This window comes from Methylobacterium sp. WL8, assembly GCF_008040045.1.
Taxonomy (GTDB): domain Bacteria; phylum Pseudomonadota; class Alphaproteobacteria; order Rhizobiales; family Beijerinckiaceae; genus Methylobacterium; species Methylobacterium cerastii.
On the sequence record NZ_VRVF01000038.1, the window covers coordinates 16,329 to 32,596 of the forward strand.

Genomic DNA, 16,268 nt, shown 5'->3' on the forward strand with positions numbered 1-16,268 from the left:
CCGGAACGGCCGGCGGGGAACGCTCGCGATCCATTCGCTGGGTTCGCCCCACGGTTACGGATGCGGGCCGTTTTCGGTTTCGAACGCGCGAAGACGGTTGACCGCACCGGAGCGCGGCCGAGATAGCCCCGCAACCCAACGACGCAGGATCGCATCCGATGGATTACCGCACGCTTGGCCGCTCCGGCCTCAAGGTCTCGCCGATCTGCCTCGGCACGATGATGTTCGGCGGCGCCACCGACGAGGCCGATTCCGCGCGCATCGTCGCCAGCGCCCGCGAGGCGGGCGTGAACTTCATCGACACGGCCGACGTCTACAACGCCGGCGTCTCGGAGGAGATCACCGGCCGGGCGATCGCCGCCGACCGGCATGCCTGGGTGCTGGCCACCAAGGTGGCCAACCCGATGGGCGACGGACCCAACGACCGCGGCCTGTCGCGCGTCCACGTGCTCCGCGCCGCCGACGAAAGCCTGCGCCGGCTCGGCACCGACTTCATCGACATCTACTACCTCCACCGGGAGGACCACGCGACGCCGCTCGACGAGACCGTGCGGGCGATGGAGACCCTGGTCCGCCAGGGAAAGATCCGGCATTTCGGCGTCTCGAACCACCGCTCCTGGCGCATCGCCGAGATCTGCCGCCTGTGCGACGCCTATGGCATCGACCGGCCGGTGGTGAGCCAGCCCTATTACAACGCCTTGAACCGCATGCCCGAGACCGAGCACCTGCCGGCCTGCGCGCATTTTGGCCTCGGGGTGGTGCCGTACTCGCCGCTCGCCCGCGGCGTGCTGACCGGAAAGTACGATCCCGACGCCCCGCCCCCGGCCGACACCCGCGCCGGCCGCCAGGACACGCGGATGATGCAGACGGAATGGCGCCCGGAATCCCTGCGCATCGCCCGCACCCTGAAGGACCATGCCGAGGCCCGCGGCATCACCGCCGGCCAGTTCGCCTTCGCCTGGGTGATGAACAACCGCGCGGTGACAGCGGTCATCGCGGGTCCGCGCACGCTGGCGCAGTGGACCGACTACCTCGGCGGGCTCGACTACGCCTTCACCCCCGAGGACGAGGCCCTGGTCGACGGCCTCGTCGTGACCGGCCACCCCTCGACGCCCGGCTACAATGATCCGGCCTACCCGGTCGAGGGCCGCGTCACGGTGAGCGGGACCAAGGCCTGAGGCACGTATCGATCGATCGGGTCCAATATTGGCGCAGGCAAGATTGGCGCAGGACGACACGGCCGTCGGGAAGGAGGATTAAAGGTCGATTCACGCAAAAGGCCCTAGCGTGATGGTCGTTGCAGTTCCTGCGTATCCGAAGTGCCATGCCCCCATCCGTCGAGGTCGCGCCCGACCTGTCCGGGCTGATCGAACTGTCGCGCATCGCGCATCTCGACCTGAAGCCCGTCATCCTGCGGGTCCAGACCGATCTGTTCGTGCAGGCAGCCAACCGCGACAAGTCGGACATCGAGTCCTTCGCATCCCTCGCCGGCGGGCTGATCCCGATCGTCGACGAGGAGACGGCGGCGATCGTCGCGGAGAAGCTCGCGCCCTTCGCCGACACGCCGCAATCCGTTCTGGCTACCCTCGCCGCCCGCGGCGGCCGCGTCCGCGACATCGTCCTGGAGACAGCCGTCACGCTCTCGCCCGCCCTGATCGACGCGGCGCTCCTCGACGGCGCCGACCTCGGCTCGGCGATGGCCGGGCGGCCCGGCCTGCCCCGCGCGGTCGTCGCCGAGCTGGCGCAGCGCGGCGATCCGGCGATCGACCGGGCGCTGGCCGGGAACCTCGCGATCACCCTGCGCAGCGACAGCGCCCGCCACCTCGTTGGCCGCGGTCGCGCCGACCCGGACCTCGCCGGCCTGCTTCTGGCGCGCCCGGACCTCGCGGCCGACGACCTCGCGCCGCTCTACCTGCATGCCGACCCGATCCGGCGCGATGCGATCCGCGAGGCCATCGCCGCCACGGCGGCGCTTCGCCCCTGCCCGCCCCCGCCACGCGACCTCGGCGCGATGCTGCTCGGACTGTCCGCCGCCCACGACGTGCCCGGCTTCATCGCCGCGCTGTCCGACGGCCTGGGGCTGCCGGCGAACTTCTTGCGCGCCGCGCCGGACCCGGGCTCGCGCTACGACCTGCTCACCCTATGCCTGCGCGCCGCCGACCTGCACGAGGAGGAGGCGGTCTACGTCTTCCTGACCCTCGACGAGGCGGTGTCGCGCTCGGCCGAGCGGGTGTTCGAGCTCGTCCGCCTGTTCCGCACCACCGATCGCCCGGCCGCCCGCGACCTGCTCTCGGCGATCCTCGACCGGCCGCTGCGCGAGCGCACCGCTACGGCCGACGCGCACCAGCCGCACCATGCGCCGGACACGGGCAAGGTCCGGGCAAGTGCCGTCGAACGGCCTGCCGCCCGCACGACCCTGCCGGGACGAGCGCGCAAGTCGTCTTGAAGCCCGCCCGGATGTCGGTGACGTGCCGGGCCTTTCGCTTGCTGATGGGCCGCTGGCGTTAGAGCCGGCTTCGCGCGTCGCAGCTCAATCCGCGCCGCGTCGTCAGTGCCCCTCCGCACCGCGCCAGGCGGCCTTGCGGTCGGCGTCCGCCAGGGTGTCGCGCGAGACGCTTGCCGTGCCGACGTGCCTGCCGAGCTCGGCCATGGCATCCTGCGCCAAACGCTGGCGGGACTCCGCCGGCAGTGCGCTCCAGGCCGCCGAGGCGGACCCGACCGTCGCGAGCACCGTCGATCCCGTCGCCAGGACCGTCGCAGCCGGATCGCGCACGGCCGCCGTCGCCGTCGCCGTCGCTGCGGGTCCGATCGCGGACGTCGAGGGCTGGTCGCGCGTCGCCGCGAAATAGGACAACGCGCCGATCACCAGGGCGGCTCGCAACAGGAACGACATAAACGGTGATCCGGACGGCGGACGGGTTGGACTGGCCGAGGGTGGCGCCGACTTCCTGAACCCGCCGTCAACTGAGCGCGGAAATCGGCGTCGATGGTGAACGAACCGCATTCGGGACGACGGCGCACAGTCACGGTTACGTTGTGGAAAGCATCCGGGTGATCGGAAGCCGGCGCGCAACACTCGTTTAAGCCGGGTCTGCGACGGTCGGCTCCTAGTCGTTCGTCACCGAACCGGGGGGCGCGAAGGCCGAGTATTTCCTGGGATGCCGCGTTGTTGGCTGCCCCGGGTCTTGGGTCTTGTGCGTTGCGCGTATCTGTCTTGCGTATTCAACACCGGCTGCCCACGCTGCTCGACGCCCGCCTTGCGAGCTTCGTGCATGAATCCGCGATCGAGGACGCGGCCGTGCGCTTCCGCCACGAGCGCTTCCTGGTCTCGCGCCTCGCCACCGGCGCGGTGATGATGGCAGGGCTGCCGCCCTACCTGCTGTGGCGCGGCGTGCCCTCGGGCATCGAAGTCCTTGCCATCGCCAGCCTGTTCCTACCGGTCCTCGCCGCCGTCCTGCTCTCGCGCACCGGCTCGCTCTGGGTCGCTCACGCGGTCTCCTCCGCCGGCCTCACCGGGCTGATCGTCTGCCTCGCCGGGCTCACCGGCGGCGTGCAGTCGGCCGCGACCGTCTGGCTCGTGGCGATCCCGCTCGAAGCGGTGGTCTCCGGCTCGAAGCGGGCGACCGTCGCCGCGTCCCTGCTGGCGATGCTCGGCGTGCTCGGCGTCGCGCTCGCCGGCTCTTGGATCGTCACCAGCCCGACGGTCGCGCTCTCGGCCACCGTGGCGTTGCCGGTCTTCGCCATCACCGCCATCGGCCACGTCGCCGCGCAGGTGTTGGAGCAGATGCGCAACGAGGGCCAATGGCGCAAGCGCATGCGCGACAACGAGGCCCGGGACCGGATGCTGCTCGCCGCGATCGACGACCTCGTCACCTGGCACGACGCCAACGGCCGGGTGATCGAGGCGTCGGCCTCGGCCGAGACCCTCGTCGGCACCGACGCCCTGCGCCTGCGCGGCCACGGCCTGCTGGAGCGCGTCCACGTCGCCGACCGCCCCGCCTTCCTGCAGGCGATCAGCGACGTCGCGGCGTTGGGCAAGCCCGCGACGGTGCAGCTGCGCCTCAACGTCGACCCGACCGGGCGGCGGCAGGACGGCGCACGGCTGATCCATGTCGAGATGCGGGCGCACCGGATCGCGCAGGGTCCGTCCGGCCCGGTCGGCGTCGTCGCCGTGACCCGGGACGTGACCGAGCATCGCCGCCACGCCGAGGAACTGGAGCGGGCGCGTGCCGAGGCGGAGCGCGCCGACGAGGTGAAGAGCCGGTTCCTGGCCAACGTCACCCACGAGCTGCGCACGCCCCTGAACGCCATCATCGGCTTCTCCGAGGTGCTGGCCGGCGAAGGCGCGATGGTGCTCGGGCCGGAGCGGGCGCGGGAATATGCCGGCATCATCGGCGCCTCGGGGCAGCACCTGCTCAGCGTCGTCAACACCCTGCTCGACATGAGCCGGATCCAGAGCGGCAACTTCGATTACGCGCCGGAGACGGTGGACGCGGCAGCTCTCGTGCGCAGCTGCTGCGACTTGATGAAGCTCAAGGCCGACGAAGCCGGAATCGTCCTCGTGCCGACGCCCGCGCACGGCTCTATCGAGATCACCGCGGATTCGCGTGCCTGCCGGCAGGTGCTGATCAACCTGATTTCGAACGCGGTGAAGTTCACGCCCGCCGGCGGCCGCGTCGAGGTGGCGCTGCGTAGGACCGCGACCGGCCTCGACCTCGTCGTCTCGGATACCGGCATCGGCATCCGGGAAGCCGACCTGCCGCGGCTCGGCACGCCGTTCTTCCAGGCGGGGACCGGCGGCTACAAGCGCACCCACGAGGGTACCGGCCTCGGCCTGTCCGTGGTGCAGGGTCTCGTCGGCCTGCACGGCGGCGCCATGACGATCGAGAGCGCGCCGGATGCGGGGACGACCGTCACCGTCAGCCTGCCGAAGGCCTGCCGCCAGCCCGAAAGCGCGCTCGGCACCGCGCCGCTGACCGCCCGGGTGCGTACGACCCGCAATGCGCCAGCCACCGGCGCCGTCGTTCGCCTGCCGCTCGGCCTGTTCGACAGCGGGCCGACGGTGGTGCGGGAGCCCGACGAAGCCGCGCGCCTGCGCCGCGCCGGCTGATCCGAAACGCAACGGGGAGACAGAATGTCCGAGATGCGCGACCATTGCGAGATCACCGTCGCCGGCGAGGCCCGCAGCGCACGCCCGGCCAAGGCCGCCCGCCACCCGACACCACCTCGCGCAGCCATCACCGATGCCGACGCCTCGGAATGGCGGGTGATGCTCGGGGCCGTGGCCAGCGGGACCTTGCGCATGTGCCGGCGCAACCCCGGTACGCTGTTCGGCGGGGTGGTCGCGCTCGGCGCCGTGGTGATGGTCTCGATGAACGCGCTGGGCCACCAGACCGGCCGCCACCCGGCGCCGATCCTGCCGAAGATCGCGATTCGCCAGGACGCGCTTCGCCAAGACGCGCTTCGCCAAGACGCGGTACGGAAGGACCCGGTCCCGAAGGCTTCGCCGGACATGGCGGCCGAAGCCGCGCGGCCCGCCGAGCCGTCACGGCCGCCGGCCAAGACCGCCGAATCCGCCAAGCCTGCGAACCGGGATGCGATCGCCGACCTGATCCGGTCCGGCGAGACCACCGCCTCGGTCACGCCGAAGGCGGCCGCCGCAGCACCGAAACCGCAGCCCTCGGTGATGCAGGCGCAAAAGGCTCTGACGAAGCTCGGCTACGGGCCGCTCAAGGCCGACGGGCTGATGGGCGCCACCACCCGCGCGGCGATCGAAAAGTTCGAGCGCGACCGCAAGCTGCCGGTAAAGGGCGAACCCGCCGGCCGGACTCTGCGCGAGCTCGCCGCCCGCGCTGCCCTGCCCCCGGCCTGATTGCATCGCGGTCCGGCGCGGCGCATGCCCGGCGCGCATCCGCACCGGGAGGTCCCATGCCGCGCCTGCGCTCCGATTTCTGGGTCTCGGCCCACCTGAGGCGCCTCGCCGTCGAGGGCATCTCCGCGGTTCAGCGGCGGCGCGGGGCGGCGGCGGCGGGCGCGATCTTCGTCAAGGTCGATCGCCTCGACGGACGCGCCGACCTCTACGGGCCGGCGCCGCAGGCTTTGTTCGAGGGCGAGGATTCCGGCGGCCGCCGTTTCGTGGCGATGGTCACCGAGGGCACGCCGCTCGATGCCGAGGAGCGCCTGACCAAGGAGATCCGCTTCGATTCCGACCTGTGGATCATCGAGATCGACGACCGCGAAGGCCGGCACCTCCTCGATCTCGCCGAATAGCCTCAGGCCGCCTCGCCCGCGAGTCGCCGCGCCGCACGATCGCGCCCGATCAGCGGCAGCAGGGCAGCCAGGTCCGGCCCGTGCTCCAGGCCGGTGAGCGCCAGGCGCAGCGGCATGAAGAGGGCCTTGCCCTTGGCGCCGGTCCGCTCGCGGATCGCGGTGGTCCAGGCCTTCCAGGTCTCGGGGCCGTAGGGCTGGGGCGGCAGCGTCGCCAACGCCGCGTCGGTCACGACGGCGTCCGCGATCACCGGCGCGACCGGCCCGGCCACCACCTGCCACCAGTCGCGAATCTCGGCGATCCGGTGGAGATTCGCCCGCGCCGCCAGCCACAAAGGTTCGGCGATGCCCGCCGGGATGCCGAGCGCGTCCAGGCGCTCGGCGGCTTCCGCGAACGGCATCTCGTGAAGGATGCGAGCGTTGAGCCCGTCGAGTTCGTGCGGATCGAACTTGGCCGGCGCCCGGGAGATGTGGGCGAGGTTCACGAGCTCGGCGAGCGCGTCCATCGTCGCGACCGCGCGCACAGCCTCGGCCGAGCCGGTGAGCACGGCGAGCGAGCGCACGGCGGCCGGCTCGTAGCCCGCCTCGCGCAGCGACCGCAGCGACAGGTGGCCGAGGCGCTTCGACAACCCCTCCCCATCCGCCGTCGTCAGAAGGTTGTGGTGGCCGAAGACCGGAAGCGCAGCCCCCAGCGCCTCGAAGATCTGCACCTGTACGCCGGTGTTGGTGACGTGGTCCTCGCCACGGATCACGTGGGTGACGCCGAGGTCGGCGTCGTCGACCACCGAGGGCAGCGTGTAGAGGTAGCTGCCGTCGGCGCGCACCAGCACGGGGTCGGAGAGCGAGGCGCAATCGACGTGCGCCGTGCCGCGGACGAGGTCGTCCCAGGCGACCGCCCGCGGCTCGAGCTTGAAGCGCCAATGCGGGATGCGGCCTTCCGCCTCCATGGCGGCGCGCTCGTTGTCGCTCAGCGCGAGCGCCGCGCGATCGTAGATCGGGGGTAGGCCGCGGCCGAGCTGGCGCTTGCGCCGCCGCTCCAGCTCCTCCGGCGTCTCGTAGCAGGGATAGAGCCGGCCGAGCGCCTTCAGCTTGTCGGCGGCGTCGTCGTACACCGCCGTCCGGTCCGATTGGCGGGCGCGCAGGTCCGGCACGATGCCGAGCCAGGCGAGGTCCGTCTCGATCGCCTTGGCGAAGGCCTCGGTCGAGCGTTCGCGGTCGGTGTCGTCGAGCCGCAGCAGGAAGCGACCGCCGTTCGCGCGGGCGAAGAGCGCGTTCAGCAGCGCGGGCCGCGCGTTGCCGATGTGGAGGAAGCCGGTGGGCGACGGCGCGAAGCGGACAAGAGGAGCCATGGCGGCGTCTTAACCTCCAATTGCCCCTCTCCGCCACAGCCCGACCGGGATGTCGCGCGGGGACGGCGGAAACACGTGGCGACGGATTGCACGGTCGGCGACGCTTCCAGGCAGCCGGAACCCGGCGTTCCTTGGATGGGGCGCCGCGGCGGCCGACAAGCGCGGAGCGGAATTCCGGCCGGAACCGGTGCGGTCGTCGACGTCGATCGGTGATCGCATCGGTTCTGCAGCTTGACGCCACCGCGCAGCCGGCCCTAGAAGGCCCTCGTTCCGGGATCGACGGCGTCAGCGCTGGTCGATCGGGATCGCGGCGTCCCAAGGGCTCGCCGCGCGGGATGGACGGTTAGCACAGCGGTAGTGCGTTCCCTTCACACGGGAAAGGTCGCAGGTTCGATCCCTGCACCGTCCACCATTTCCTCTCAGATCAGTTTGGCCGCTCGTCCGACCTACGTTGTCGTGCGCCGAAGCCACCGAACCTTGTGTCTCAGCCCTCACAGGTTGTTGGGAGGCGAGCGCTGCGTTGCCCGATCCAGCCTCCGGCCAAAGCGCGAAACCCGCCATTAACCTTCCTCGGTGATTTGTCGGATCGTTAACGGCTTCGCGCGGGCTGTCCCTGCTGCCGGCCAAGGATGGCACATCATGCGGCTGATCGTCGGCACCCTGATCGTCTTCGCCTGCGTCTTCGGCAGCTATTCGGCGATGGGCGGCCACCTCGAAGTGCTTTGGCAGCCGTTCGAGTTCGTCATCATCCTCGGTGCGGCGATCGGGGCCTTCATCATCGGCAACACCGGGCCGGTGCTCAAGGCCGTGCCCGCCATGTTCGGCACGCTCGTGAAGGGGCCGAAATACAACCAGCAAGCCTATGTCGAGCTTCTGGGAATGCAGTTTTCCTTGTTCAAGCTCGCGAAGCAGAAAGGCCTGATGGCGCTCGAGCCGCACATCGAAGAGCCGAGCGAGTCGACGCTGTTCAACGCCTTCCCGACCTTTGCAGCCAACCATCACGCGGTCGAATTCGTCTGCGACTACATGCGGATGGTGACGCTGGGCGCCAACAACGTCCACGAAATCGATGCGCTCATGGATGAGGAACTCGAGACGCACCACCAGGAGCAGGAGCGTATCGTCTCGGCCATGCAGTCGCTCGCCGACGGTACGCCCGCGCTCGGCATCGTCGCCGCCGTGCTCGGCGTGATCAAGACGATGGGAGCCATCAAGGAGCCGCCGGAGGTGCTGGGCCATCTGATCGGCGGCGCGCTCGTCGGCACCTTCTTCGGCGTCTTCGTCGCCTACGGCTTCTTCGGGCCCATGGCGCAGTCGCTCAAGAGCCTCTTCGAGGCGGAGTCGAAATACTACGTTTCGCTCAAGGCTGGTCTCCTTGCCCACATCGCCGGCCAGCCGCCGGTGATGGCGGTGGAATTCGCCCGCAAGGCCCTAATGAGCGACGTCCGCCCGACCTTCAACGAAGTGGAAGCGGCGACCGCCGCCCTGCCCGCCTAATCCGACCCCATCTCGAGAAGGGACGCGACGATCATGGCGCTCCAGCCGATCATCATCAAGAAGGTCAAGAAGGCCGCGCACGGGCACCACGGCGGGGCCTGGAAGATTGCCTACGCGGACTTCGTGACCGCCATGATGGCGTTCTTTCTGCTGATGTGGCTGATCAGCATGACAACGCAGGAGCAGAAGGCCGGTTTGGCGGAATACTTCGCGCCGGCGGCTTTGAGCCCTGCTACCAGCGGCGCTGGCGGAATGCTCTATGGGACCTCCCTCGATACGTCGGGCAACAAGCCGTCCACGCCCCGCGAGAAGGCGACGGGTTCAGCCGAGCAGGATGAGAGGGCGCGCCCGACCAGTGCGGGCGGCGCCAGCGACCTCGATGCCAGCCGCCCGGCCGCCAGCGTGCAGCCCAATTACAGCGCCATGGCCAGCCTGCGGCAGGCGCTCCAGAAGATGCCCGACATCGCCGAGCTGTCGCGCAACATCGTAATCGAGCCGACCAAGGAGGGCGTGAACGTCTCCCTCGTGGACGACGACGGCCGTTCCATGTTCCGCGAGGGTTCGGTCGACCCCCACGAGCGGACCCGTCGCGTGCTGGAAGCGCTGGCGCCCGCCCTGCGCCGGCTGCCCAACCGCCTGTCCATCACCGGCTACACGTCGGCCACCCGCCCGGGTTCGGCGCGGGCCGGCGAACCCTGGAATCTCACCGCCGGGCGTGCGCTCGCCGTACGCGAGATTCTGTCGGGCGCCGGGGTTCCCAACGAGAACTTCGCGTCGGTGGTGGGACGCGCCGACACCGAGCCGGTCTTCCCCGACAACCCCTACATCGCCCCGAACCGGCGGGTGACGGTCACGCTGCTCAATGCGAGCCCGGCGACGCCCCCGAACATCCTTCGCTGACGGACGAGCCGCATCGCCTCTGTTGAATGCTCGGCCCGATAGGACCGAACTGATCTGGGCACGGCGTCCACGGTGCGGTGCCATGCCTCGACCACCACTCTGAAACCTGATCTTCAGCCACTTTCAGTGTGGAACCACCGGCTCTCTGCGAACGAAGAGCGACCGAGCCTCACGTCCCAAGACAAACGTCCGGCAACGCTCAGTTGTTGGCGGTGCGGAACGTGTCGCAGGACTTCGTCTGGCCGCTCTTGTAGCCGTTCATGAACCAGCGTTGGCGCTGCTCGGACGAGCCGTGCGTGAACGAGTCCGGCACTGCGTAGCCCTGGCTCTGCTTCTGCAGCTTGTCGTCTCCGATCGCGCTGGCCGCGTTCATCGCCTCGTCGATGTCACCCTGCTCCAGGGAATTGTACTTGTCGTTGGAGTTCTTGGCCCAGACGCCGGCGAGGCAATCGGCCATCAGCTCGATCCGGACGGAGAGCGCGTTCGCGTCGCGCTTGGACGAGGCCTGCTGCTGGCGGGCCTGGACCTTGCCGAGGATGCCGAGGACGTCCTGCACGTGATGGCCGACCTCGTGCGCGATGACGTAGGCGTAGGCGAAGTCGCCCTTCACACCGAACTTCTGCTCCATCTCCTTGAAGAAGCCGGTGTCCAGATAGACCTTCTTGTCGAGCGGGCAGTAGAACGGACCCATTGCCGCCTGGGCCGAGCCGCAGCCGCTGCGTGTGCCGCCGGTGTAGAGCACCATCGTGGTCGGGGTGTACTGCTTGCCGGTCTGGTTCGGGAGGATCTGGCTCCAGACGTCCTCGGTGTTGCCCAAGATCTTGGAGGCGAAACGGCCGCTGTCGTCGGTCGGCGCCGTCTTGCGCCGCGTCTGCGTCTGCGGGTCGGCCTGCTCCTCGCGCTGGCTGCCGCCGCCGCGGGTCATCTGTTCGGCGCCGCCCATCAGGATCGCCGGATTGATGCCGGTGACCCAGCTGATGATCAGGATCACGACGATCGCGCCGATGCCGAGCCCGCCGGCACCGCCGCCCGGAAAGCCCATCCCGCCGCCGCCGCCTTCGCCGCGACGATCCTCGACGTTGTCCGAACTCCGAAAATCGTCCCAGCGCATAATTTCGACCGCCACTCGTTCTCACGACGCCGTTATCGCGAGTCGCAGGGTAATGACACAGGCCGAGCGAGGGTTCCGCTCGAACGGTCAAGCTTTTCCGTCGAGGGCGGCGCGCAGCAGCCGGAAATCCCGCCAGGCGAGCCGCTTCTGCATCGGCTGCCGCAGGAGGTAGGCCGGGTGGAGCGTGGCGAGCGCCCGCACCGTGCGATGGGACATCGCGTAGGGGTAGAACCGCCCGCGCGCCTTCAGGATGCCGTCCTTGGTGCCGGTGATCGCCTTCGTCGCCGGGTTGCCGAGGCAGACGATGATGTCGGGGTCGGCAAGCTCGATCTGCCGCTCGAGGAACGGGCGGCACACGGCGAGCTCCTGGATCGTCGGCTCGCGGTTACCGGGCGGGCGCCACGGCACCACGTTGGCGACGTAAGCCATCGTGCGGTCGAGGCCGATCGCCGCCATCATCCGGTCGAGCAGCTGGCCCGAGCGGCCCATGAACGGCTTGCCGACCCGATCCTCGTCGGCGCCCGGCGCCTCGCCGATGAACATCAGCTTCGCGGCGGGATTTCCGTCGGAGAAGGCGAGGTTTTTAGCCGTGAAGCGCAGCGGGCACCCGTCGAAGTCCGCGAGCAGCGCCTCCAGCTCCGCGAGCGTCCCGACCTCCCGGGCCCTGGCCCGGGCATCGGTGGCGGCTTCCTCGGGCTTGGCCGACGCAGATTGTCCGTAGGTGCGGGGCGGTGACGGCGCCTTCTCCGGTGCCGGCGGCGCCTCTTCGCGGGACGACACCGCGTCGCGCGGCGGCAATGCGCGGCGCGCGGCCTCGACGGGCGCGTCGCGGGCGGGTGCTGTGCGGAGCAGGGTCGGAGCCGGCGTGTCGGCTTCCTGGAAGCGGTCGTGCGGCGCCTCGTCGAGGGCGAGGTCGACGCCGCTCTCCACATGGAAATCGAGATACGCGATCAGGTCGCGCTGTGCGTCCGCCGACGATGTCATGGGCATGATGTGGGGCGTGACGCACCTGTGGACAACGCGGCATCGGTGCCGTCGCCGCGCGGCGCCGAGACGCCGCAATGCGCGACTTGGCCGCTCCCGCGCCTTCTCCCCTGCCAGCAGCGGCTTGCCAACCTACATTGGAACGGGTTCAGAACGACAGCACACGGCGCATCCACCGATCGGCCCGCGTCAGCGGGCGGTCCGGGCGCACGAAAGAGACACGGCAGGAGACGACAGGCATGGCGCATCCCGAACGCGAGGGCATGGATTTCGACGTGGTCATCGTCGGCGCGGGGCCGGCCGGCCTCGCCGCGGCCATCCGCCTGAAGCAGCACGCCCATGAGAGCGGCGACGAGATCAACGTCGTCGTCGTCGAGAAGGGCTCCGAGGTCGGCGCCCACATCCTCTCGGGCGCCGTGATCGACCCGTCGGGCCTCGATACCCTGGTGCCGGACTGGCGCGACGATTCCGAGCGTCCGTTGAAGACCGCGGTGGAGCGCGACGAGTTCCTGTACCTGACCAAGAACAGCGGCGTGACGATGCCGAACCTGTTCTTCCCCAAGTTCATGTCGAACCACGGTAACTTCGTCGGCTCGCTGTCGAACGTCGCCAAGTATCTCGGCGCCAAGGCCGAGGCGCTGGGCGTCGAGATCTATCCGGGCTTCCCGGCCTCCGAGGTGCTCTACGACGACCGGGGCGTCGTCGTCGGCATCGCCACCGGCGACCTCGGCATCGCCAAGTCGGGCGAGCCGCGCGACGACTACACCCGCGGCATGGAGCTGCGCGGTAAGTACGTCATCTTCGGCGAGGGCGCCCGCGGATCGCTGACCAAGACCCTGATCGACCGGTTCGAACTCAACCGCCACAGCGACCACCAGAAGTACGGGCTCGGCGTGAAGGAGCTGTGGCAGCTCGCGCCCGGCAAGTTCGAGCCGGGCCTGGTGCGCCACTCGATGGGCTGGCCCCTGCCGAACAAGGCCGGCGGCGGCTCGTGGCTGTACCACTTCGACGACCACCTGCTCTCGGTCGGCTTCGTCACCCACCTGAACTACGAGAACCCGACCCTGTCGCCGTTCGAGGAGTTCCAGCGCTTCAAGACCCACCCGATGATCCGCGAGGTGTTCGAGGGCGCCAAGCGCATCGGCTACGGCGCGCGCGCGATCATGGAAGGCGGCTGGCAGTCGGTGCCGAAGCTCGTCTTTCCCGGCGGCTGCCTCGTGGGCGATTCCGCCGGCTTCGTGAACGTGCCGCGCATCAAGGGCTCGCACAACGCGGTCCTCTCCGGCATGCAGGCGGCCGACGCCATCGCCGACGCGCTGAAGGCGGGCCGCCAGGGCGACGAGCTCACCGCCTACGACGCCGGCTGGCGCGACAGCGCGATCGGCGCCGACCTCAAGGCGGTCCGCAACGTGAAGCCGCTCTGGTCGCGCTACGGCACCCTCGCGGGCGTGGGCCTGGGCGGCCTCGACATGTGGTCGAACACGCTGCTCAACGCCTCGCCCTTCGGCACGCTCAAGCACGGCGAGCCCGACCACGCCTGCACCAAGCCGATCTCCGAGGTGACGCCGATCGTCTACCCGAAGCCCGACGGCAAGCTCACCTTCGACCGGCTCTCGTCGGTCTACCTCTCGAACACCAACCACGAGGAGGACCAGCCGCCCCACCTCCAGGTAAAGGACATGGGCCTGCAGAAGGCCTCCGAGCACGACGTGTTCGGCGGTCCCTCCGCGCGCTACTGCCCGGCCGGCGTCTACGAGTGGGTCGAGGATGCGGCGGCCGGGGACGGCGTGCGCTACCAGATCAACGCGCAGAACTGCGTCCACTGCAAGACCTGCGATATCAAGGACCCGAACCAGAACATCAATTGGGTGACGCCGGAGGGCCCGGGCGGACCGAACTACCCGAACATGTGATCAGGAGGCGGCCGGAGACCTGCTCCGGCGCAGAGCGTGTCTCCAACGCAGCGCGCCTCTCCCGGAGGGCTTCGGTGGAAGGAAAGCGCGCTCGCACGGCCTTGCGAGCCTAAGAATCGCGACGGGTGCGGCGGCCTTGAGCGGTCGTGCCCGCGCCATCCTTTCGCCTTGCGGGCGTGGCGGGAAGAGTCCAGTGTCCCCGCCGAATTCGGCGCCGCCTGGCCGCGATGGGCCGGCGCCCGCAGGAGCCGTGAACGGTGCCCATGACCGATGTCCGCCCCCGTCGCACCCGTTCGGTGCTCGCCCTGACGTTCGCCGCGAGCGTCTCGCTGTGCGGGCCCGCGCTCGCCGTGCAGCCGCGGGAGTCGAGCCCGATGTCGGAATACGAGCCGGCGGAGTCCCTCGAAGGCAACTTCCTCTCGGCCTACATCGCCGGCGCCTCGCGCGACACCGCGGCGGCTGCGAGCTTCTACCGTGAGGCGGTGAAGGCCGACCCGCGCAACACCGACCTGCTGGAACGGGCCTTCGTCTCGCTCTTGGCCGACGGCGCCCTGCCCGACGCGTTCCGCGCGGCCGAACGCCTCGTCAACCGCGACTCCACCAACGGGCTCGCTCAGCTCTCGCTCGGCGTGCGCCAGATCAAGGCCGGCCAGTGGGCCGCCGCCCGCCAGAACTTTTCGCGCAGCGGACGCGGCGCGGCCGCCGACCTGACCGCGACGCTGCTCACCGCCTGGGCCTATGCCGGCGCCGGCGACGGCAAGCGGGCGTTGGAGACCGTGAGCAAGCTCAAGGGCGAGCGCTACTACAACACCTTCCGCGACTACCATGCCGGCCTCATCGCCAGCGTCACCGGCGATCAGGCCGAGGCCGAGCGCCGCCTCAAGGCGGCCTACGAGGCCGACAAGAACACCCTGCGCATCGTCGACGCCTACGCCCGGTTCGAGGCCAATGCCGGCCGCACCGACCTGGCGATCCAGGCCTATTCCGACTTCGACGCGCTGATGCCGCGCCACCCGATCGTGCGCGACGCCCTCGACAAGCTGAAGGCCGGCAAGCCGCTCGCCCGCCTCGTCACCAACGCGCAGGAAGGCGCCGGCGAGGTGCTGTATGGGCTCGGCTCCGCCGGCTCGACGCAGGGCGACGAGCTGCCTGCTGTGGTCTACCTGCGGCTTGCCCTCTACCTCGCGCCCGAGCACGCCCTGGCCCGCCTGACGCTCGCCGACACCCTCGACCGGATGAAGCAGCCGGAGAAGGCGAACGAGGCCTACGCGCAGATCCCCGCCACCTCGCCGCTGAAGCTCAACGCCGACATCCAGATCGGCCTCAACCTCGAGCAGGCGGGCAAGGGCGACGAGGCGCTGCAATATCTCGACGCCGCGATGAAGGCGCACCCGGACGACATCGACATCATCACGGCGCTGGGCAACGTGCAGCGCTCGCGCAAGAAGTACGAGGAGGCGGCCGAGACCTACAGCCGCGCGATCGCGCTGATCGGCGACCGGCCGCAATCGAACTTCTGGACCACCTACTACTTCCGCGGCACCGCCTACGAGCGCGCCAAGCAATGGCCGAAGGCCGAGGCCGACTTGAAGAAGGCCCTGGAGCTGGTCCCGGCGAGCCAGCCGGCGGCGAAGGCCCAGGTGCTGAACTACCTCGGCTATTCCTGGGTCGATCAGAAGATCAACATCGACGACGCCTTCAAGCTGCTCAAGCAGGCGGCCGACGCCAGCCCGCGCGACGGCATGATCGTCGACAGCCTCGGCTGGGCCTATTTCCGCCTCGGCCGTTGGGACGACGCCGTGCGCGAGCTGGAAAAGGCCGTCGAGCTGAAGCCGGGCGACCCGACTATCAACGACCACCTCGGCGACGCCTACTGGCGCGCCGGCCGCCGCCTCGAAGGCAAGTTCCAGTGGCAGCACGCCAAGGACCTCAACCCCGAGCCGGACGACCTCGTGCAGATCAACGAGAAGCTGAAGAACGGCCTGCCGGACACCGACAAGCCGACGGCCACCGCCGAGAACCCGCCGGCCCCGGTGGCGGCGCCGCACAATGCCGAGAACCCGGAACTTCCCAAGGGCGCACCGGCCCCGACCGAGGCCCCCGGCGCGGCCGACAAGAAGAGCGGCGGCTGAACGGCCTTTCACCGATTCAATCCATCGTTCATGCCGGCTGCCATCCAGGGCAGCCGGCATTTCTTTGCGGCGCATCCTCGCTGGAGGCGTCGTCCACATCGGTCCAGAATACGCG

13 protein-coding genes and 1 tRNA gene are annotated in these 16,268 nt (G+C 69.8%); 10 read left to right on the top strand and 4 right to left on the bottom strand.

The genetic code is table 11. The features are described 5' to 3' along the window. The first annotated feature begins 158 nt into the window (after positions 1–158). Both FV234_RS14810 and FV234_RS14815 read left to right on the top strand, forming a co-directional pair. Positions 159–1,178: an aldo/keto reductase gene (locus FV234_RS14810; protein WP_147830096.1), complete on the top strand. Its 1,020-nt coding sequence runs from the start codon at positions 159–161 to the stop codon at positions 1,176–1,178. A gap of 146 nt (positions 1,179–1,324) precedes the next feature. Then, a complete protein-coding gene (locus FV234_RS14815; protein WP_147830098.1) occupies positions 1,325–2,446 on the top strand; it encodes a DUF2336 domain-containing protein in 1,122 nt (373 codons plus the stop codon). Between the two features lie 102 nt (positions 2,447–2,548). On the opposite strand, the gene FV234_RS14820 is transcribed toward FV234_RS14815, so the two are convergent. Further along, the gene (locus tag FV234_RS14820; protein WP_147830100.1) at positions 2,549–2,893 is read right to left on the bottom strand and encodes a hypothetical protein; all 345 of its coding nucleotides are present in this window, start codon (positions 2,891–2,893) and stop codon (positions 2,549–2,551) included. A 321-nt stretch (positions 2,894–3,214) separates the two neighbouring features. Here FV234_RS14820 and FV234_RS14825 point away from each other — a divergent pair, with 321 nt between their 5' ends. From FV234_RS14825 to FV234_RS14835, 3 genes are read left to right on the top strand one after another with little or no spacing between them, the layout of a single operon-like run. Continuing rightward, on the top strand, positions 3,215–5,110 hold the full coding sequence (locus FV234_RS14825; protein WP_147830102.1) for a PAS domain-containing sensor histidine kinase: 1,896 nt from the start codon (positions 3,215–3,217) through the stop codon (positions 5,108–5,110). 24 nt (positions 5,111–5,134) lie between these two features. Continuing rightward, complete coding sequence (locus FV234_RS14830) at positions 5,135–5,872, top strand: peptidoglycan-binding domain-containing protein (RefSeq protein WP_348643066.1); 738 nt, start codon at positions 5,135–5,137, stop codon at positions 5,870–5,872. A 56-nt stretch (positions 5,873–5,928) separates the two neighbouring features. Beyond that, positions 5,929–6,270 carry a DUF1491 family protein gene (locus FV234_RS14835; RefSeq protein ID WP_147830104.1) on the top strand — a complete coding sequence of 114 codons (342 nt, stop codon included), beginning with the start codon at positions 5,929–5,931 and terminating at the stop codon, positions 6,268–6,270. Positions 6,271–6,272: 2 nt separating this feature from the next. Here the strand turns inward: FV234_RS14835 and gltX are convergent, their stop codons facing one another. After that, on the bottom strand, positions 6,273–7,616 hold the full coding sequence (gene gltX / locus FV234_RS14840; protein ID WP_147830106.1) for a glutamate--tRNA ligase: 1,344 nt from the start codon (positions 7,614–7,616) through the stop codon (positions 6,273–6,275). 337 nt (positions 7,617–7,953) lie between these two features. Here gltX and FV234_RS14845 point away from each other — a divergent pair. The 3 genes from FV234_RS14845 to FV234_RS14855 all read left to right on the top strand — a co-directional run bounded on the left by FV234_RS14845 (position 7,954) and on the right by FV234_RS14855 (position 10,013). Further along, positions 7,954–8,028: transfer RNA gene (locus FV234_RS14845), tRNA-Val, on the top strand. A 227-nt stretch (positions 8,029–8,255) separates the two neighbouring features. Further along, positions 8,256–9,113: a flagellar motor stator protein MotA gene (gene motA / locus FV234_RS14850; protein WP_147751068.1), complete on the top strand. Its 858-nt coding sequence runs from the start codon at positions 8,256–8,258 to the stop codon at positions 9,111–9,113. A gap of 33 nt (positions 9,114–9,146) precedes the next feature. Further along, positions 9,147–10,013 (top strand): flagellar motor protein MotB, encoded by an 867-nt coding sequence (locus tag FV234_RS14855; RefSeq protein WP_147830108.1) that lies wholly within the window; start codon positions 9,147–9,149, stop codon positions 10,011–10,013. A 199-nt stretch (positions 10,014–10,212) separates the two neighbouring features. Here the strand turns inward: FV234_RS14855 and FV234_RS14860 are convergent, their stop codons facing one another. Next, positions 10,213–11,124: a neutral zinc metallopeptidase gene (locus tag FV234_RS14860; protein ID WP_147830139.1), complete on the bottom strand. Its 912-nt coding sequence runs from the start codon at positions 11,122–11,124 to the stop codon at positions 10,213–10,215. Positions 11,125–11,211: 87 nt separating this feature from the next. Further along, a complete protein-coding gene (locus tag FV234_RS14865) occupies positions 11,212–12,108 on the bottom strand; it encodes a uracil-DNA glycosylase (protein WP_147830141.1) in 897 nt (298 codons plus the stop codon). A 239-nt stretch (positions 12,109–12,347) separates the two neighbouring features. Here FV234_RS14865 and FV234_RS14870 point away from each other — a divergent pair, with 239 nt between their 5' ends. Further along, a complete protein-coding gene (locus FV234_RS14870) occupies positions 12,348–14,021 on the top strand; it encodes an electron transfer flavoprotein-ubiquinone oxidoreductase (RefSeq protein WP_147830110.1) in 1,674 nt (557 codons plus the stop codon). Positions 14,022–14,284: 263 nt separating this feature from the next. Further along, positions 14,285–16,153 carry a tetratricopeptide repeat protein gene (locus FV234_RS14875; RefSeq protein ID WP_147830112.1) on the top strand — a complete coding sequence of 623 codons (1,869 nt, stop codon included), beginning with the start codon at positions 14,285–14,287 and terminating at the stop codon, positions 16,151–16,153. Positions 16,154–16,268 lie beyond the last annotated feature (115 nt).